Source organism: Corynebacterium sp. HMSC074C05, from assembly GCF_001838325.1.
GTDB lineage: Bacteria > Actinomycetota > Actinomycetes > Mycobacteriales > Mycobacteriaceae > Corynebacterium > Corynebacterium amycolatum.
In genome coordinates, this window is record NZ_KV836283.1 from 53,962 (window position 1) to 72,512 (window position 18,551).

Below are 18,551 nucleotides of genomic sequence, written 5' to 3' on the forward strand. Positions count from 1 at the left end.
TAACGGCGTTTACCCTGTTCACTGGCGTGCGCTGAAACATTTTCTGGCACAAAGTAACAATCAGTTAACGATTTTCGTCCCGAGCTGCTAAAACGGCCTGGTAGAGATCACGGTGCTTTGTCATTCCCGCCTCTGCTGCAACCTGCTTCGCGGCATCCTTCAGTCGCATGCCATCGGCCACAAGCTCCTCCACGCGGTCAACCAAGTCCTCCGTGGATACCTCCGTTGCCTGCTGGGCGGCACCTTCGATTACCACCGTAATCTCGCCGCGGACACCTTCCTCCGCCCACGCAGCCAGCTCTCCCAGCGTCGCACGGCGAGTCTCTTCAAAGCGCTTGGTCAACTCACGGCTTACCGACGCGCGCCGCTCCTCACCCAAAATCTCCGCGGCATCCGCCAACGTGACAGCCAATCGATGCGGCGACTCAAAGAAACAACAGGCCCGCTTCTCTGTCTTCAGCGATTCCAACCAGGCCCGGCGCGCCCCCTGCTTACGGGGCGCAAAGCCATCGAAACAAAAATGGCCGACACCCAAACCACTGAGAGCCAATGCGGTAGTCACCGCGCTCGGCCCCGGTACGCAGGACACGGGCACGCCCGCGTCGTGAGCAGCCGCCACCACAGCCAGACCAGGATCCGACACCACCGGCATCCCCGCATCGGTCACCACAATGACTTTCTGTCCCGCCTTCGCCGCCTGAATCAGCGACTCAGTGCGGCTCTCTTCGTTGTGATCGAAGTTCGAAACAAACTTCCCCTTGGGGGAAATGCCCAGCGCTGTGGCCAGGTTGCGTGCCCGCCTGGTGTCTTCCGCGGCGATGATATCGGCGTCGATAAGCGCACCGCGCACGCGGTCGGAGACATCGGCGATATTGCCCAGCGGCGTTGCCACCAAAGTGATGCCAGGAGCCAGCGTCATTGCCTCGCTAAGAGGCGCGTTCTCGTGCGGTTGGAAGTTCGATACCGAATGCGTCATGATTCCATAGCTTAAACTGACATTCGTGACCGATGCCGCTTTAACCCCACCACCGGAAACCGAGCGCCGCGCGAAAAAGCGTTTCCTGCGCCCGATTCCCCCGGTGCCCTCGCTGCCGCCACTGCGACGGTGGGACAAATGGGATACCGCCACTTTTGTGGTTCTCGGAATCGTCGCAGCGCTAACCCGTTTCATCGGGCTTGCTGCCAAGACCGACAATGGCACCCCGCTCTTCGATGAAAAGCACTATGTGCCGCAAGCATGGCAGATTCTGGCGTCCACACGCGATCCCATCTCGTCTGGTATTGAGGACAATCCCGGCTACGGTCTGATTGTGCATCCGCCAGTGGCCAAGCAGGTCATCGCCTTGGGCGAGTGGATCTTCGGTTACTCACCAATGGGCTGGCGGTTTATGTCGGCGGTGTGTGGCACGCTGGTCATACTGCTGCTCATGGACATCGTCCGACGCATCTCTCGCGGCTCGCGGTTGGCAGTGGGTATCGCTGGTCTCTATGCGCTTGCCGACGGAGTGCTGTTTGTCTCCTCCCGGGTCGGCATGCTGGACATGATTCAGACCTTCTTCATCGTTGCGGCCGCGTGGGCACTTCTCATTGACCAGGCCGATGCCCGCAAGCGCCTGGAATCCGCCACGGAGCTAGGTAGTTTCGGCCCCTATCTCAGTTATCGCTGGTGGCGACTGCTCGCCGGCATCATGCTGGGGCTTGCCACCGGGGTGAAGTGGTCTGGCCTGTATTACATGGCCGCATTCGGTCTGTGGTCCGTCTTCACGGATCTGGTCTCCCGCAAGGATGCCGGTGCGCACAAACCCGTGCTCGGCGCACTCGCCCGTGATACCGCCCCGGCGTTGCGTGATCTGGTGGTAGTCCCGCTGGGCGTTTACTTCTTAAGTTGGCGTTCCTGGTTCGCCGAAGAAACGTCGGTCTATCGCCATGTCTCGCCCGAAGACCGCGATACGGGACTCCCCGGCACCGACTGGCTTCCCGAGGCCCTGCAGAACTACCTGCACTACCAAAACAGTGTGCTGAAGTTCCACGCCGAGCTGACCACCTCTAATGGCCACAAACACCCTTGGGAGTCCAAGCCTTGGGAGTGGCTGGTGAGTTGGCGGCCAATGCTCTACTACTCCACCGAAACCACCTGCAGTGACGGCCAGGAGTGCAAGGGCTGGATGATGCTCTTTGGCACCCCACCCATCTGGTGGTTGCTGGTCCCCGTGGTCCTGTGGGCCACATGGCGTTGGCTCGGCCGCCGCGACGGCCGCTACGCGCTGCCAGTCATCGGTTTCCTCGCCTCGTGGCTGCCGTGGGTCATCGGCTACGACCGGCAGATGTACTTTTTCTACGCCACCGCGCTGATTCCATTCGTACTCATCGCCTTTGCTCTGCTTGCCGACGATCTCTCACACTGGCGGCCCCGCGGTAAGCCGGTGGGGTTGGTAATCGTTGGCACGCACGCCGCACTAGTGGTGACCGCGTTTGTGTTCTGGCTGCCGATTTTGACCGGCTACCCGCTGCCTCTCAACCACTTTGAATGGCGGTTCTGGTTGCCGTCTTGGAGCTAGTCCCGCTGTGGTGGCACGCCTGTGACCGGCAACCCCGAGGCGGCCCGCCATGCCTGTGCGATTGCCGTCGGCGTATAGCCGCCCAGCCACACAACGGCCAGCGTCAAAGCGGAGACAAATATCAAGGCCAGGCCAGCGATCTCTGATGCTCCCTGGGCACCGATGAGAATGTCACGAATACCAAAACCGATGCTGAACGTGGCGACGGCACCGTAGACAGGCGCCATGCCCATGGCAGCGCGTGGCCGCCAAGCAGCCCAGAACAATCCCACTGCCAATGCAAGCCGAATTGCCGCGAGTTGAATGGCAAGGCGTGCTCCGAGCTCCATTGGGTCAACGGTGGCAGTGGAACCGTCGATAGGCGCTCCCGTGCTTGTTGCGATTCCTGCACCGTCCTGCGGCTGTGTCGAGGAAAGTCCAAGCGTCATCATGTCGGAGGCATCGACCAGCGTCGCAATCCCCCAGACCGCCCAGCAAAGTCCCAACGCAATGAGCACCCCGCGGGCGGTGCCGGCTATGAGCAGCCATGCGCGCTCACGCCGGCGGCGCTCCGGTTCGATAGAGACCAAAATGCGTTCCGAGAGATCATCCGTGGAAATCTCCGGCATGCCATCGGCAGGCCCAACCGTAAGGGCGCGGTTCAGCCGCACCGCTCGCTCGTACCAAGCTCGGCACTCCTCGCAGGCCCCAAGATGGGCATCGATGACTTCATCGGCAATGTTTGCCTGCTCACCATCGAGGCGAGCTGACAATGCTGCGCGAATCTCCTCGCACTCCACGGGGAATCTCCACCGCCTTTAACTATTAAGGGGGTTGTACCTACTGAGGTCTTACCTGATGAATTGCCTGTCCAAGCTGAAACGGCCGGCTCCGAAAACGAAAATCATCACCAGACCACCGATGAGTGACATCACAAGCTCTGCACCGTTGTCGCGGATAAACAGGCCATTGCCCAGGTGCATCGACCACCAGGCACCAATCATCTCAATGATGAAGACCATCGCCACTGTCGGGGCCAAGAGTCCCAGAATCAACAACGCGCCTCCGACCAGTTCGACTAGAGCGACAACCCAGACCGTCAAGTGCGCCTGCGGGATATTCGCAGCGACAAAGTAACCGGTCGTCTTGTCAATACCGGTGATAAAAATCTTGTCCCAGCCATGGCAGATGAAGATAATTCCGAGTATTAGGCGGAGAATCACGAGCGCGATATCGCGCATTACCGGTCGATCCATGAGGGACATGCTACCCGACGGCACGGTCAAAACACGGTAGCACTGCGGCAGCGAAAGGCCAGCGACTTTAACATGCAAAAAGGCTTCTCCCAACCCCTCGGGAGAAGCCTTCCGCCAAACACACCCGGTGTGTCATGTCTTAGGTAGTGACATCGTAACAGGCCGAGTTTCTAACAAAAAATCGCGCTGACGTGCTCAGACAACTTTAAGGTTGTTCTACGGCTCAGCTCACAGGACTAGCTCACGCGAGCCTGCGGCATTTCGTCGTAATCGTCGTCATCAAAGCGGTAGTCAGCGTAGGCCAGATCTGCGAAATCCGGGTCCTCATCATCAAGCTCGACTACTACCGCGCCGGGACGGCGCAGTCGCTGTGGAATTCCCAGCTCATCATCCTCACGGTTACGTACACCGAGGCGGGCCATCTTCATACGGCGAATTCGGCGAGCCCGCAGTTCCTGCTCTGCACGCACGGTGCGGCGCAGGTTGACCAGGTACAGGGTCATCAAGCCGACGCCGACCAGTGGAATCCACCAGGTCCAACCACCGGCGAAAGCAGCGATGATGACCGTGACTGCGATGAACGCTGCCAACCCAGCAACAGAACGGCGGCGGCGAGCAAAGCGAGTCTCAGCGTACTGGGCATCCGAAATCGGATCGAACCCACCGCGACCACGGCGCTTCTCAGCGAACGCGTAATCATCTTCGGTCAAGGTGTCATCGACAGCGACTGCATCATCGTTGGACTCGACAGCGTGGTCACTGTCGTTCTCGACGGTCGCATCGAGTTCTGCCTGCTCGTCTACGGTGTCTGCTGCCTCTTCAGTCTCAGACAAAGCGTCAGCAGACACAGCTTCTACGTCAGCAGACACAGTCTCGGCCGCCGCACCGGAATCAGGCTCGGCCTCAGATTCAGCGGCATCTTCGAACATCAAATCATCGGCGTCGACGAATTGACGGCGAACGTCAACGCTCACATCAGAAGAGGACTCATCTGCGCGAACCACATCACCTTCGGCGGAGGCGACGGCGGAATCAGATTCAGTCTCCTCGTCATCAACGACAGCCTGCAGCGACTGGTCTGCAGACTCATTATCGGACACGTCCATGTCAGAGCGGTCAGAAGACTCAGCAGTGGCTTCCTCGGTAGCGGAATCATCCGCCTGCGGGGTCTCCTCCTCTGCATCTGCCGCTTCCAGCTCGTAGACGATATCGCCGTCGACGACGGCCGGGTCGGCCGCCTCGTCCACGGTGTCGTCGATAAGCACGTCGCTAACATCAAAGTCATCGTCAACCTGCGCGTCAACGGTTTCGAGAGAATCGTCAACTTCCTCGGTCACGCGCACGTCCGACTCCTTAAAAGACGGACGACGGCGCGTCGTGGCCAACTCCTCGCCACCACGATGCAGCACGCGGGTCTTACCAAGCGCATCAGAGGTACGACGAATCGGCTTGCGCGTATTGACCACCAGCGGGGCCAACACAAACAGCCACAGTACAACGATGAGTATCAGCAACAGTGAAGTTGACATATTTTGCGTCTCCTTGCGATTTCGCCCGGGGTTTCGCCGTCTCTCCCCGGCCCACATACGCCGCCCACATGCCCTTCCACAGAGGCATTTGCGAAGGCAGTCAGCGTATCTAGAGCGAATTCGCCCAATAGTAGAGTTGTCATCACCCTATCGGCGTGCGTTACTCAGACTACTCAGGCGCGCCGTTGCGGTGGGTATTTCTCCGCCTCTTCATATTGCGCACGACCACTCGCCACGATGAGATCCACTGCACTGTCCTCCCCCACCCGCGCATAGGTCAGATGATCGCGCCACGCACCATCCATATGGAAGGCTTCCCGCGCCACGCCTTCGTACTCGAACCCACAGTTTTCCAGTACGCGTATCGACGGGACATTGCTATCCAACACAGTCGCTTCAATTCGGTGGACGCCAACTCTCTTGGCATAATCCGATGCCAACGCCACTGCAGCAGTGGCGACTCCTCCACATGTAAAGCCGCTGCCTACCCAATAACCGATCCAGGCGTGAGCGACGGGGAAAGGCGTAATACCGCCGAGTGTGAGCATGCCGGCGAACTGGCCATCTACCTCAATGGTGGAGACAATCATGTCTCCTGCAGCCTCTGAACGACGCCAACTGCGCAGGTTACGGCGAAAAACAGAAGCCCTGTGGGCATTATCCCAGTCGTCGGCGAGGGTTGGCTCCACGGGGCGCAAAATGGGCTCGTCACGCAGCCGCAGTGCCCGCCATGCAGGGGCATCAGAGCGCTCTGGCACACGCAGGCGGACTCGGCCGCCACTGGTTACTAGACGAGAAGTACGCACGGCAACGATACTCGCGGTAGTTGGGTGCGGTTAGGCCTGGCGCGCCATGAACAGCACGTCAACTACATCGCCCGGACGCACGTGCAGCACGTCTTCCGGAATCACGATGAGGCTGTTGGCTTCCGACATACCGGCCAAAAGGTGGGCTTGTGCACCGCCGGAACCTCCCAGCGGCTGCACCATGTATTCGCCAGTCTCGCGGTCACGCATGAGCTGGCCACGGATGTAGCCACGACGCTTCCCCGCCGACTCAATCGGACCGACAGCACGAGCGGTGACAGCACGGCGGCGGGGATTGCGCTTACCCAGCGCCAGTCGAATGAGGGGACGAACCATAACCTCAAAAACGACCAATGCGCCGACCGGGTTCGACGGCAGCAGGAACGTTGGAATCTTGTCATCTCCCAGCAGACCAAAGCCCTGGACCGAGCCAGGATGCATAGCGATGCGGGAGACATCAACCTCGCCCAATTCAGCCAGCACACGGCGAATCTGCTCACCCGCGGCACCGCCGACAGCCCCCGTGATGACCAAAAGCTCACTGCGAATGAGCTGGCCCTCGATGATTTCCCGAATGCGACGGGGCTCACCGGTGGCAATACCCACTCGGTGCACCTCGGCCCCAGCATCGCGGCCGGCTGCTGCCAACGCGTAGGAGTTGACGTCGTAGACCTGACCGAGGCCTGGCGTGCGGTCAACATCGACCAACTCATTACCAATGGAAATCACGGACATACGCGGCTTGGGGTGCACCAAAACCTTCGAACGCCCCACTGCTGCCAACAATCCAACCTGCGACGGCGAAATTACCGAGTCCAAGGACACCGCCACGTCACCCGGCTGCACGTCGTCGCCGACCTTCCGCACAAAGTCACCGGAGTAGACCGGATGGAGAACATTAACTCGACGGCCACCGCGGTCGGTCCAGTTTAGGGGCACGACAGCGTCGGCAAGCGATGGCAGCGGCGCACCAGTTTGTACGCGCACGGCCTGCTTCGGCTGGAGCCGCATCGGGTGGTGAGAGCCGGCTGTCACCTCACCGACAACAGGCAGCTCGACCTCGCGAAAATCAACATCACTCTGACGCGCATCCGGAGGTAAAGAACCAGATTCGCCGACGATATCGACAGCGCGCACCGCATAACCATCAATCGCTGACTGCACGAATCCCGGCAACGGCTGCTCTGCGATGACATCTTCAGCGCACAGCATGCCGAGGGATTCCGAAATAGCAACGCGCACAGGGTCAGGCATCACAGCGTGCGCGGTGATTGCCGCCAACTGTTCTTCCACAGAACGCATGTTTTACCTTCCTCGGCACCAACCCGCGGTGCGCTTTATGCTATTCAGCTTTTCGGTACAGGCCTCTATATAAGTACAAGCCGCAATATAAAGGCTTTAAGCCTGTTCATCCTGCGCCAGACGCTGCTGCATGTACTCGCGCAGCCCCTCGCCGTAGTCCGGATGCCTGAGTCCAAAGTCTACGCAAGCGCGAATGAAGCCACCAGGATTTCCCAGGTCATGGCGGAACCCCTTGTGGACGACCACATGAACCGGATGTCCCTCTTGAATCAGCAGCTCAATTGCATCGGTGAGCTGGTATTCGCCGCCCTTACCGCGCGGGATGCGGCGCAGCGCATCGAAGATGGCACGATCGAGCAAGTAACGTCCGACTGCCACGAAGTTGGATGGAGCATCCGCAGGGTCCGGCTTTTCCACCATGCCCTTGACTCGCTTCACATCGTCCCAAGCATCAGCATCAGCCGCGTTCTCACCGAGCTCACCCGACTCCGCCGGGGTGGCGTCCTCAATATCGAAGACACCGTAGTTGTAGACCTCTTCGTGAGGAATTTCCAGCGCACATAGCACCGAGCCACCAAAGCGCTCGCGCACTTCCGTCATGCGATCCATCACGCCCACTGGGAGCACGAGATCGTCGGGAAGCATGACAGCAACGCTGTCCTCATCGTCTTCGAGCAACGGCTCTGCGACCAACACCGCATGCCCCAGGCCCAGCGGTCGATCTTGGACAACGGATTCCACGCGAATGACCTCGGTGGCGCGGCGTACCTTCGCTGCAATTTTGTCCTTGCCACGCTCGGCGAGAGTCTGCTCAAGGTCCGGGCGCGGGTCGAAGTGTCCCAGTACGCCATCCTTACTCGGCGCCGTGACAATAGCCAGGCGTTGCGCACCAGTGGCGGCGGCCTCTTCAGCAATCATTTCGATGCCCGGCGTATCAACCACGGGCAGCAATTCTTTCGGCACTGTCTTGGTAGCAGGCAAGAATCGCGTACCCATGCCCGCGGCAGGAACGATGACAGTTCGAACCGGAGTAGTCATGTCCGAACCAGACTCTTTAGACGATGAGACCATAATGGCAACGATACCTATATAACTTCCATTTGCTCGGAGGCTGACCCCGCTTTTTTCAACGCGTTAATCAGAAATTTTCCCCTGCGCTGACGACCGAGGTCGCTCCCCTCCCTGACAGAGTAGGTTTGCAGGTATGGCTCCGCTTCCCGAAACCACGTCCGATTTCAAGACCCGCACACGGCACGAGGTACTCGCCGCACGCGCCGCCAAGGGGCAGCGTGAACGCATGCTTGACGACGAAGCACTGGTACAGCGGTTGCAAGAATGGTTATCCAATACCGTCGGTGACCTCACAAAACCCGTCATCGCCGCTTATGTCCCCGCTGGCGACGAGCCCGGTGCAAGCGTTTCTAGTTCGACTGATGGTGAGCCCGGCCAGGGCTTTGTGGAGGCTTTGGCCAACGCGGTTCCCGGAGCACGAATTCTGCTTCCCGTCTGCCCGCCCGGTCCGCCACAGCCGCTGCACTGGGGTTACTACACCGACGGCTTCAGCAAAGGGCGATTTGGACTCTTGGAACCCGTTTCGATGGAAAGCGCCGCCGGCCCGGAGGAGCTAGGTGTTGCCGACGCCATTATTCTGCCGGCAGTTGCAGCCGACCCCCAAACTGGGATGCGGTTAGGGCGTGGCGCTGGTTATTACGATCGCAGCTTGGTTTTCGCTCGACGCGACGGTGATACGGATGGGGCGAGAACTGCTGTCATCGCGGTTGCGGTTTTCGACACCGAGTTGCGCACGGAGCTTGTCTACGATGAGCACGACGTTCCCGCCGATTATGTGATCACGCCAGCGGGGATTTCACAGGTTTAATGGAACCGATTCCGGTTTAATGGAACCGATTCCGGGTTTTTCGCGCCTAACTTAATATGAGCCCAAAACACTCGTCCCGGTTTCCGCGTCCATTCCGAAAGCCCCGCCCCGCAACTCTTCGGCGAATAGTTGCAGTCACAGTTTTCCTATGTGCCGTCGGACTGGCGGCGGTGGAGTCATTGACACCTCGCAGCGGCCATATCCGGGTCATGATTAGCGCCAAATCCATTGCCGCTGGCGCATCGGTGGCAGAAGAAGATGTGGCTTTCAAGGACATTCCCCGGGATCTCGTTCCTGGCGGGGCCGTAACGGACATCGCTGCTGTGCGGGGACGCACCCTGGCCACCGGCATGTCACCAGGAGAAATACTTACAGAGCAGCGAATGGTCGGCCCATCACTAGCCAAGTCGTTGACTGGGACGTCGGAAAGCAAAATTATTGCCATCACGTTGACTGATGTGGGCATCGTGTCCGCTCTTCGCACTGGTGACAGCGTGGATATTGTGTCGACCGCGGATGAGCGCGGGATGGCGGCACCGCTTGCACACGGAGCGAGAGTGGTCAACATCGTCGACGATGAGGTGGTTTTGGTTGCACTGCCCACCGGCGCCGCGGAGGTGGTGGCAGCGACATCGCTAACGTCCCCGCTCACACTGTTACTCGCGGGATAGTGACCAAAATCTCATTGATTACCAGATTTTATGGCCCTGAACAGTGCTTTTTGTAGAAAGTTGACTTGTCCCACAACTTAGCGAAGGGATACAATGGACAGGCAATTCAAAACTACGATGAGAGCTAAGAAGAGTGGCACTGCCAGACATCGCACTGCCCCGTCTCTGAAATCGTAGGGGCCTGCACTGAGCAACGCGATGACTCACAGGTCTCGTTTGGTTTGTTCCGTTTCTACAGAAGGAAATTTCCTATGCTTAAGGGCTTTAAAGAGTTCATCATGCGCGGCAACGTCATCGACCTGGCGGTCGGTGTTGTCATCGGTGCTGCGTTCACCGCAATCGTCACCGCTTTCACCGACAGCCTGCTCGAGCCGCTGTTGAACACCATCGGTGGTGCTGAGGTCACTGGCCTCGGCTTCGAAATCATCAGCGGCAACCCGTCGACCTACCTTGACTTCGCGGCTGTCATCACCGCAGTAATCAACTTCCTGCTGGTCGCAGCGGTTGTCTACTTCGTCATCGTTGCTCCGATGAACAAGTTCAACGAAATGCGTGAGGCTCGTCTGGAGACCTCCGCCGAGCCGGAGGTCACCGAGGCTGACCTGCTGACTGAGATTCGTGACCTGCTGGCAGAGCAGAACGGCAAGCCGAAGACGGAGCTGAACTAGCCTCTAGCTGCTAGTTGCAGGCTTCCGATAAGAAGCGAACTAACGCTTTTACACAGCGCTCATCCCCAATGGGGTGGGCGCTGTTTTATCCAATAGTCCACATCAAAATCACGAGCATCCTCCGGGGATTCATCGTGATAGTGCACTGTGCGCGCGGTTTTCGCACTGCGTGACTGGGCAAAGTTTTTCGCCGGTGCACCTGCGCGGCGGCGCTGCCTACGGCTTCCACTGCGCGGCGCAGCTTGCTCGGGCTGATTGGGCTGCTTAGCGTCGCCCATTCCTAAACGCTCCAGCGGCAGAGATCATCAAGCACATGAGAGACCAGCGGGAGAATTGTCGCCATGCCATCGCGCACTGCAGCGCGAGACTCCGCGAGATTGATAATCACTGTCTGACCGGACACACCGGCCAAACCGCGGGACAGACCGGCATCCAAGGCGCCAGCTCCCATACCGGAGTTACGAATAGCCTGCTCGATGCCCTGCAGTCGCACATCGAGAACCTTGCGAGTGGCATCCGGGGTCTTCGCACGAGGCCCAACACCAACACCGCCCACCGTAACGACCAAATCTGCGCCACCGACAACAGCGGTATCTAGGGCCTTCCGGATCTCACGCTTCACTGCACCCGTACTGACCACAGCATCGACCGAATAGCCGTCTTCTTCCAACAGCTCAACCATGAGCGAAGCCGCACCATCCGGGTTCTCAAAATGGTCGCCCACGAGGACAACAAACGCATTTCGAACCTGGCCGTCGTCGTTGATAAGACGCTCCATCTCAGCGAGGTTGACGTCACTTGGCTCAGTACTCACGGTTTCACTCATCTGCTCTATCTCGCTTTCTCCCACAGCTTTTCACTCGAAGTTTCACTCGAAAACTCTTCTACAGATGGTGAGGTACTAACTCCACCACGCTGCCTATCAATCCTGGGCTTCTACCAAGGTGACATCGACCGTTCGCTCGTTGCCGCCTCGCTCATCTGTAACTGTAAGTGTGACAGAATCCCCAATCCGATGCGACCGAATAGCCGCAATTAGTGCAACGCCGTTGTCAAGTGTGCGGTCATCAACCTTGGTAATCAGGTCACCATCTTTCAGTCCCGCCTTATCAGCTGGGCCGTCTGGCGTTACCTCTCGCACCAGTGCACCACGTGCAATCGGACGCGAATCAATCTGGGCACCAATGACAGGCATCCGCGCCTTACCGGAATCAATCAGGTCTTCCGCTATGCGACGAGCCTGATTAACCGGAATTGCGAAACCAAGGCCAATGCTGCCCGCCTGTTCCGATGCCTCACTGTTAGAGGCAATCACGCTGGGCACACCGATGAGGTTGCCTTCCATATCCACTAGCGCTCCGCCGGAGTTACCCGGATTAATCGCCGCATCGGTCTGGATTGCATCAATGACCGAGGACTGACCGTCTTCACCAGCGGCGGTCACTGGACGGTTTTTAGCGGAGACAATGCCCTGCGTAACAGTGGAGGTCAGTCCCAGTGGCGAACCAACGGCCACCACTTCCTGGCCAACCTGGACCTGCGAGGAGTTACCCAGAGAGATTGGGCGCAGCCCGTTAACACCTTCAATTCGAATAACGGCAATATCAGTCGCCGCATCCCCTGCAACCAGAGTTGCCGGGTGCGTGGTGCCGTCGGAAAGCAGGACTTCCATATGTGCGTCCGGACCTGCGCCTGCGACGACGTGATTATTCGTCAGCACCAGGCCGTCGGACGACAGAATGGAACCTGAGCCCGACGCCGTGCCCCGCTCCGAGACAGTGGTGATGGAGACGACACTGGGAAGGACCTTCTGCGCGACCTTCTCCACGGACCCCTCAGCTGCTGCTACCTGACGGGTTTCCGCAGGCTTATCCAGCGCGTTGTCCGCGGGAGCCGACGACTGCGAGTTGTGAACTACCCATGCGCCGACACCGCCACCAATACCGGCCGAGCACAGCATCAGGGCAGCGACTGCCAGCGCCCCCATGCCCTTAGCCCCCTGGGCACCCTTGGTCTTCTGCTGATTGGCCGCAACATCCCACTCTGAACCGCCTCCGTAAGCGCCGTTCGGCTGAGACGGGATGGTGTTGTAGTGGGAATTCTCCCAGCCGCGCTCGTCGGCAGAAAACTGGTTTGTCTCACCAGCATTCCCCATGGCACGGTTCTCGCTGAAGTTGTGAGACTGCGAGGAGTAGTGTCCCCGCTCATCTCCTCGCGAGGAATCGTTGAAAGAGTTGCTCATACGTAATACCTTGCACTGTCTGTCTAACAATTGGCTGAGAGCAGTCTGCAGTCTCGCCGAAAATTCCCCGAATGAAACACCGAATCCCCGCCACGCACTTCCTTAAAAGGCTGCGCGCAGCGAGGATTACATCAGCTTTGACGTGAGGTTATGCGTTTCTAGCTAGGCTCTTGAGCGGAATCGGAGTCTTCATCTTTTCCGCTGTCCGGACTGCCCGGCAGCGTCACTCGCATCAAGGCACCGCCATCATCGGACTCATCGGCAATAATCGTGCCCCCGTGGCGGACGATGACCGACTTCACAATGGCCAAGCCCAGGCCGGATCCAGGCATCGACCGCGACTGAATGGAACGGTAGAAACGCTCGAAGACCTTGTCTCGATCTTCCTTCGGGATACCTGGCCCCGAGTCCGCCACCGTGAATTCAGCAACAACCTCGCTGAGCGGCGTCAGACGAACCCGCACGGTGCCATTTTCTGGCGACCACTTTGCAGCATTGTCCATCAAGTTCAAAACTGCGCGACCAAGCCCCGCCGAATCCCCGTAGACATACCACGGAGCAGTCTGTACATCGAAAGTAATATCCGGACGACGACGCTCAACACGCGCCAGCGACGTGGAAATGATTTCGTCGACATCGACATGCTCAATAACCTGTTGCGGGCCATCTTCGCGTGCCAGATCAACGAGGTCACCGACCAACGTCGACAACTCTTCCAGCTGTGCGATGACGTCAGCTTCCAAATCCGCGCGATCCTCATCCGAGATTACCGCTCCCGAGCGGGAGGCCATCATCAGCAGTTCAATATTTGTGCGTAACGACGTCAGCGGAGTCTTCAACTCATGACCAGCATCTGCAACCAGCTCCGCCTGCTTAATGCGAGACGCTTGAAGTGCAGCCAACATCTCATTGAAGCTGCGGGTAAAGCGCGCAAGCTCATCGTCGCCCTCCACAGGGATTGGGCGCAGCTCGTCAGTCTCCGTCACTCGCTCCGCGGCAATGCGCAGCCGAGTGACCGGACGCAGACCCGTTGTTGCCACCGTAATACCTGAGCCGATTGCGAAGAGGATGCCGATAGCAGAGATACTCAGCAGCACTGCACTGAGCGCTTTCAAGACCGACTGCGTCGAGCTCAAGTCCTGCGAGAGGATCAGCGTCGCACCGTCTTCGGCGCGGACAGCATATACGCGACGGCCGTTGTACTCATCAGTGCGAATCGATTCCTGTCGATTCCCCCGCAACACGGCCAGTTCGGGGCCACCAATAGAGATTGAGCCACCGCCCTTACCCGCCACACTGCCGTGGGCAAAGTACACCGCGTCCAAATCGGGGTTCAGAATCCTATTTGAGTCCGCTTCAAAGGAGGGGCCAATGGCAAACTCCGAAGCGTACGGTGACATAAGCAGCTTTTCCGCCTGGCTACGGAGGTTACTGTCCACCTCACGGTACAGCGCTGCCTGCACAGTAAAAAACGCAGCCAACGTCATCAGCCCCACCGACATCGCCACAATGAGCGCCGTCAGAATAGTCAGCCGCCAACGCAGCGAAGGGATACGCGAACTCCGCGGCAGGCCGGGAAGCGATTCCCCTGCCATCGTCTCAGCATTCGCGGACTTCTCTTGCTTACCGACGGTACCTTGCCCCGGAGTGGCCTCCGTGGCAGAACGCTGATTTGATTGCACGCCACCGCCGGTCGAACGACGACGGCGCAACATCACGGTGCGGTCTCCCGCATCACATAACCGACACCACGAACGGTGTGAATCAGACGCGGCTCTCCCTCTGCCTCCGTCTTGCGGCGCAGGTAGCCAATGTAGACCTCCAGCGCATTGCCGGACGTCGGGAAGTCATAACCCCAGACATCCTCCAAGATGGCGGTACGGGAGAGTACACGCCGCGGATTGCTCATCAGCAGTTCCAGCAGCGCAAATTCTGTACGTGTGAGACTAATGCGGCGTTCACCCCGGAAGACCTCACGAGTTTCCGGATCCAGCGAGAGATCCTCAAACTGCAGAGTTGCGGCATCTTCCATCGCAGGCACTTCCAGAGCAGACCGACGAAGTAGCGAACGGACACGAGCGAGCAGCTCTTCCAAAGCGAAAGGCTTGGGCAGGTAGTCATCTGCGCCGGCATCAAGACCAGCTACGCGCTCGGAGACCGAATCACGTGCAGTCAACATCATGACCGGCAGATCATCGCCTTCGCTGCGCAGCCGACGGCAAACATCCAGGCCGTCGAGCTTCGGCATCATGACATCCAAAATGGCCAAATCCGGACGATCCTTGGCAATCTTTTCCAAGGCCTCTGCGCCATCCTCGGCGAGCTCGACCGTGTAGCCATTAAAAGTCAACGATCGCCGCAACGCTTCGCGTACCGCTTGATCGTCATCAACTACCAAAATCTTCATACTGCCCATTGTGCCTTGAAAATATAAGGCGAGTGTAAATGTGACACAGATTCTTCGTGAGAGAGCTCGCATAAAACCTGGCCATAGAACTCAAAAAAACCTCACCCCATCGCCAAGTACAGGCGATGGGGTGAGGTTTAAAAGCTCTCTATCAACTGTTCCTTACGCACTGAACGCACTCTGGGCGCGCGAAGCGCTCTGCGGTTCAGCGAGGAACGTTGTCAGCATCCTAAAAGATGCGCGTTAGAACTTCTCGACGTCAACCAGGCCGAGCTGAACAGCCTTGGCGATGCGACGAGGAACGTTGTAGACGCGGCCGTTTACCTTGACTTCCTGGAGAGCGACGTTGTTGCTCTTCCACTGGGAACGGCGAGCGCGGGTGTTAGCACGCGACATGCGACGCTTTGGTACTGCCATTTTCTTATTCCCCTCCTATTCTTAGTTCTTCTTCGCGCGGCGAATGCGGTTACCGTAACGGCGCTGGAACTTCTCGACGCGACCAGCGGTGTCCATGACACGCTGAGCACCGGTCCAGAACGGGTGCGACTCGCTGGTGACGTCAACGACGATCAGCGGGTACTCGTTACCGTCTTCCCACTCGACAGTGCGGTCGGAGGTGGCGGTGGAACGGGTAAGGAAAGAGTGACCCGTGCCTGCGTCCTTGAAAACCACCGGGTGGTAATCAGGATGGATGTCCTTCTTCATTAATTCTCGTTTCCCTCAGGATTGAACTTCAGGTCGCTTTCCCCCAGCTAAGAGTGAGAGAATCGTGCCTGAGTTGGGTACGAACACGACTTACAATGACACGCACCAGGTCAATATTTCTACAAACCGGCACGTGACACTCGATGGAATATTACAGGCTCGAGCCCGAAAATTAAAAAAAGGCCCTACACTAAAGCCCGTCGACAAGCACGAACTCTATGACGACGCTCGAGAGTCGCCCCGAGAAAACCACAGTGGAACAGCGATTAGGTTATCCCGCAACTCGTGTGTAAACTGTTCTCTCGCTGTTGTCTAGTTATTCGTTTACGCGCTCAGCGTCGAGTGTCAGTGGGCAGCGCCCCGGAAAAGGCCAGGTGGATTCCTCGGTTATTCAATAATCCGGTGTGGCGCACCAGTGATTTCGGCATTGGGCGGCAAGGAAGCAAAGGAATCCCTATGTCGGCGATTTGCCAGGTTACGGGACGCAAGCCGTCTTTCGGCAAGACCGTGTCCCACTCCCACCGGCGCACGTCGCGCCGTTGGAACCCCAACGTGCAGCGTAAGAAGTTCTACCTCGCCTCTGAGGGGCGTCACATCACTCTGAATGTGTCCCCGAAGGGTCTGAAGACCATCGACAAGTACGGTATCGAGGCTGTTGTTGCTCAGATTCGTGCACGTGGGGAGAAGATCTAAAAAATGGCACGTAATGACATTCGTCCAATCATCAAGCTGAAGTCCACTGCGGGCACCGGTTACACCTACGTGACCCGTAAGAACAAGCGCAATACCCCGGACCGTATCACCATTAAGAAGTACGATCCGGTTGTCCGCAAGCACGTCGAATTCCGCGAGGAGCGCTAATTCATGGCTAAGAAGTCCAAGATTGCCAAGAACGAGCAGCGCAAGGAAATCGTCGCTCGTTATGCAGAACGTCGCGCTGAACTGAAGCGCATCATCAAGTCCCCGCACTCCACTGACGAAGAGCGCATGGACGCACAGTACGAGCTAAACCGTCAGCCGCGTGACGCGTCCCCGATTCGCGTCCGCAACCGTGATGCTGCAGATGGTCGCCCGCGCGGCTACCTCCGCAAGTTCGGTCTGTCCCGTGTCCGCGTTCGTGAGATGGCCCACCGTGGCGAACTCCCGGGCGTCCGTAAGTCCAGCTGGTAAGTCGAGGAGCACCAATGAAGCGCAATCACTCTAACAAGAAGGCGCGGATGGAGCAGTCCCGCCGCCCGAAGAAGAACCCGCTCAAGGCCGCAGGCGTTGAGAAGGTTGATTACAAGGACATTAACCTGCTCCGCCAGTTCATCTCTGACCGTGGCAAGATTCGTTCCCGCCGCGTCACCGGTCTGACTCCGCAGCAGCAGCGCCAGGTCGCTACCGCTGTGAAGAACGCCCGCGAGATGGCACTCCTGCCGTTCACCAGCCGCTAAAGATGGCTGGTCGGCGGGAGCCGATCATTCGAATACCCGCCGAAAGGCCTTATTTACGCGCTGGCCGCATGACGATACATGCGATAACAGCGTAAAACGGACTCAGTCCTTCCCCACCAAGGGGATTGGATTGGGTCCGTTTTTTATTGCACTTATGCCCGCTCTCACCGAAATATTCACCGGCTTTGGTTCCGTCGCAGTACTGATCATTGTTGGCTGGTTGTTTGGGCGCAGTGAGATCGTCGATAAGCGGGCATCTTTTACCCTGAATATGGTCGTGTTCTGGATTGCGATGCCGTGCATGCTCGCGCACACGCTCGCGACGGCGGATTCGGCGAGCATCTTCGGTTCGGCGTTTGGCGTCGCGGCACTGTCGGCGCTTGGCACGGCGGCGTTTTACCGGATCTTTGTGGCACCCATGTTCAAACAGCGCGGCGCCGATGCTGTGGTCGGCGCGATGTCGTCGAGTTACAACAACGTCGCTAATCTCGGCGTGCCCATCGCTGTCGCAGTGCTTCACGACGCTACCGCCGTCGTCCCAGCCCTTATCTTTCAGATTGCCTTCTATGCGCCCGCTTCCATGACCGTGCTGGAAATCCTCACTAACCGCGGTCATTTCCGACCGCGCAATGTCATCATGGCACCGCTGAAGAACCCGATCTTTCTGGCGGCGATGGTGGGACTTGCGGTTAATGCGTTTGCTATCAAAGTACCTCAGTTCGTAGCGCATCCAGTGGGGCTATTGGGGCAGGCCGCGGTGCCAATGGCACTTTTGGCCTTCGGTATTAGTTTGCATGGCATGCCGTTTATGGAAGCCGGCCGCTCCCCTCGTCGCGCCGTCGTGGTGGCGTCTACGCTGAAGCTTTTCCTGCACCCCGCGCTGGCTCTCCTGTTCGGCCATTTTGTCTTTGGTCTCAGCGGGCATGCGCTGCTGGCAGCTGTGATTATCGCCGGCCTGCCGACAGCCCAGAACGTCTACACCTTCGCCTCCCGTTTCGGCCGGAACCTTGAACAGGCGCGCGATTGTGGCGTGATTACGACAATCGCCTGCTTGCCGACGGTCCTTTTGTTCACCCTGCTGTTGAGTTAGGCGACTCTTCCCGACGGCTTGGA

Annotated in this window: 22 protein-coding genes; 9 read left to right on the forward strand and 13 right to left on the reverse strand. The window is 58.5% G+C overall.

Annotated elements, in window-relative coordinates; all coding sequences use genetic code 11:
* Window positions 1–64 precede the first annotated feature (64 nt).
* Window positions 65–919, reverse strand: coding sequence for a 16S rRNA (cytidine(1402)-2'-O)-methyltransferase (rsmI, locus tag HMPREF3042_RS02320; RefSeq protein ID WP_181895447.1), 855 nt, complete (start codon window positions 917–919; stop codon window positions 65–67).
* 82 nt (window positions 920–1,001) lie between these two features.
* On the opposite strand from rsmI, the gene HMPREF3042_RS02325 reads away from it, so the two are divergent.
* The gene (locus tag HMPREF3042_RS02325; protein ID WP_070855958.1) at window positions 1,002–2,558 is read left to right on the forward strand and encodes a dolichyl-phosphate-mannose--protein mannosyltransferase; all 1,557 of its coding nucleotides are present in this window, start codon (window positions 1,002–1,004) and stop codon (window positions 2,556–2,558) included.
* Here the strand turns inward: HMPREF3042_RS02325 and HMPREF3042_RS02330 are convergent.
* The 6 genes from HMPREF3042_RS02330 to HMPREF3042_RS02355 all read right to left on the reverse strand — a co-directional run bounded on the left by HMPREF3042_RS02330 (window position 2,555) and on the right by HMPREF3042_RS02355 (window position 8,501).
* Entirely contained in the window at window positions 2,555–3,337 is a 783-nt protein-coding gene (locus tag HMPREF3042_RS02330; protein ID WP_070855959.1) for a zf-HC2 domain-containing protein, read from the reverse strand. The two genes, HMPREF3042_RS02325 and HMPREF3042_RS02330, sit on opposite strands and share 4 nt — an antisense overlap.
* Window positions 3,338–3,388: 51 nt before the next feature.
* Window positions 3,389–3,793, reverse strand: a complete 405-nt coding sequence (locus HMPREF3042_RS02335) for a DoxX family protein (RefSeq protein ID WP_038629133.1) — start codon at window positions 3,791–3,793, stop codon at window positions 3,389–3,391.
* A gap of 236 nt (window positions 3,794–4,029) precedes the next feature.
* Window positions 4,030–5,322 (reverse strand): divisome protein SepX/GlpR, encoded by a 1,293-nt coding sequence (gene glpR, locus HMPREF3042_RS02340; protein ID WP_070855960.1) that lies wholly within the window; start codon window positions 5,320–5,322, stop codon window positions 4,030–4,032.
* Window positions 5,323–5,495: 173 nt separating this feature from the next.
* Entirely contained in the window at window positions 5,496–6,128 is a 633-nt protein-coding gene (locus HMPREF3042_RS02345) for a GNAT family N-acetyltransferase (protein WP_049171292.1), read from the reverse strand.
* Between the two features lie 30 nt (window positions 6,129–6,158).
* On the reverse strand, window positions 6,159–7,430 hold the full coding sequence (gene glp, locus HMPREF3042_RS02350) for a molybdotransferase-like divisome protein Glp (protein ID WP_070855961.1): 1,272 nt from the start codon (window positions 7,428–7,430) through the stop codon (window positions 6,159–6,161).
* A 96-nt stretch (window positions 7,431–7,526) separates the two neighbouring features.
* Window positions 7,527–8,501, reverse strand: coding sequence for a UTP--glucose-1-phosphate uridylyltransferase (locus HMPREF3042_RS02355; protein ID WP_038626329.1), 975 nt, complete (start codon window positions 8,499–8,501; stop codon window positions 7,527–7,529).
* A 133-nt stretch (window positions 8,502–8,634) separates the two neighbouring features.
* Here HMPREF3042_RS02355 and HMPREF3042_RS02360 point away from each other — a divergent pair, with 133 nt between their 5' ends.
* The 3 genes from HMPREF3042_RS02360 to mscL all read left to right on the forward strand — a co-directional run bounded on the left by HMPREF3042_RS02360 (window position 8,635) and on the right by mscL (window position 10,648).
* Window positions 8,635–9,309, forward strand: coding sequence for a 5-formyltetrahydrofolate cyclo-ligase (locus tag HMPREF3042_RS02360; RefSeq protein WP_070855962.1), 675 nt, complete (start codon window positions 8,635–8,637; stop codon window positions 9,307–9,309).
* Window positions 9,310–9,518: 209 nt separating this feature from the next.
* Complete coding sequence (locus HMPREF3042_RS02365; RefSeq protein ID WP_241486314.1) at window positions 9,519–9,980, forward strand: SAF domain-containing protein; 462 nt, start codon at window positions 9,519–9,521, stop codon at window positions 9,978–9,980.
* 251 nt (window positions 9,981–10,231) lie between these two features.
* Window positions 10,232–10,648 carry a large-conductance mechanosensitive channel protein MscL gene (gene mscL, locus HMPREF3042_RS02370; RefSeq protein WP_048733605.1) on the forward strand — a complete coding sequence of 139 codons (417 nt, stop codon included), beginning with the start codon at window positions 10,232–10,234 and terminating at the stop codon, window positions 10,646–10,648.
* 280 nt (window positions 10,649–10,928) lie between these two features.
* Here the strand turns inward: mscL and HMPREF3042_RS02375 are convergent, their stop codons facing one another.
* From HMPREF3042_RS02375 to HMPREF3042_RS02400, 6 genes are all read right to left on the reverse strand, one after another.
* Window positions 10,929–11,498, reverse strand: coding sequence for a MogA/MoaB family molybdenum cofactor biosynthesis protein (locus tag HMPREF3042_RS02375; protein ID WP_005511427.1), 570 nt, complete (start codon window positions 11,496–11,498; stop codon window positions 10,929–10,931).
* 72 nt (window positions 11,499–11,570) lie between these two features.
* Window positions 11,571–12,890: a S1C family serine protease gene (locus tag HMPREF3042_RS02380; protein WP_070549887.1), complete on the reverse strand. Its 1,320-nt coding sequence runs from the start codon at window positions 12,888–12,890 to the stop codon at window positions 11,571–11,573.
* 158 nt (window positions 12,891–13,048) lie between these two features.
* Complete coding sequence (locus HMPREF3042_RS02385) at window positions 13,049–14,605, reverse strand: sensor histidine kinase (protein ID WP_070855964.1); 1,557 nt, start codon at window positions 14,603–14,605, stop codon at window positions 13,049–13,051.
* On the reverse strand, window positions 14,605–15,297 hold the full coding sequence (locus HMPREF3042_RS02390) for a response regulator transcription factor (protein ID WP_005511429.1): 693 nt from the start codon (window positions 15,295–15,297) through the stop codon (window positions 14,605–14,607). Before HMPREF3042_RS02390 ends, HMPREF3042_RS02385 begins: the two co-directional genes overlap by 1 nt.
* Window positions 15,298–15,540: 243 nt before the next feature.
* Window positions 15,541–15,714, reverse strand: a complete 174-nt coding sequence (gene rpmF, locus HMPREF3042_RS02395) for a 50S ribosomal protein L32 (protein WP_005511439.1) — start codon at window positions 15,712–15,714, stop codon at window positions 15,541–15,543.
* 21 nt (window positions 15,715–15,735) lie between these two features.
* A complete protein-coding gene (locus tag HMPREF3042_RS02400) occupies window positions 15,736–16,002 on the reverse strand; it encodes a type B 50S ribosomal protein L31 (protein ID WP_005511390.1) in 267 nt (88 codons plus the stop codon).
* Window positions 16,003–16,458: 456 nt separating this feature from the next.
* Here HMPREF3042_RS02400 and rpmB point away from each other — a divergent pair, with 456 nt between their 5' ends.
* From rpmB to HMPREF3042_RS02425, 5 genes are all read left to right on the forward strand, one after another.
* Window positions 16,459–16,695: a 50S ribosomal protein L28 gene (gene rpmB / locus HMPREF3042_RS02405; RefSeq protein WP_016423274.1), complete on the forward strand. Its 237-nt coding sequence runs from the start codon at window positions 16,459–16,461 to the stop codon at window positions 16,693–16,695.
* Between the two features lie 3 nt (window positions 16,696–16,698).
* The gene (gene rpmG, locus HMPREF3042_RS02410; RefSeq protein ID WP_005511413.1) at window positions 16,699–16,863 is read left to right on the forward strand and encodes a 50S ribosomal protein L33; all 165 of its coding nucleotides are present in this window, start codon (window positions 16,699–16,701) and stop codon (window positions 16,861–16,863) included.
* Between the two features lie 3 nt (window positions 16,864–16,866).
* Window positions 16,867–17,172 (forward strand): 30S ribosomal protein S14, encoded by a 306-nt coding sequence (rpsN, locus tag HMPREF3042_RS02415; RefSeq protein ID WP_005511414.1) that lies wholly within the window; start codon window positions 16,867–16,869, stop codon window positions 17,170–17,172.
* A 14-nt stretch (window positions 17,173–17,186) separates the two neighbouring features.
* Entirely contained in the window at window positions 17,187–17,438 is a 252-nt protein-coding gene (gene rpsR / locus HMPREF3042_RS02420; RefSeq protein ID WP_005511410.1) for a 30S ribosomal protein S18, read from the forward strand.
* Window positions 17,439–17,592: 154 nt separating this feature from the next.
* Window positions 17,593–18,528 carry an AEC family transporter gene (locus tag HMPREF3042_RS02425; protein ID WP_070855965.1) on the forward strand — a complete coding sequence of 312 codons (936 nt, stop codon included), beginning with the start codon at window positions 17,593–17,595 and terminating at the stop codon, window positions 18,526–18,528.
* The last annotated feature ends 23 nt before the right edge of the window (window positions 18,529–18,551 follow it).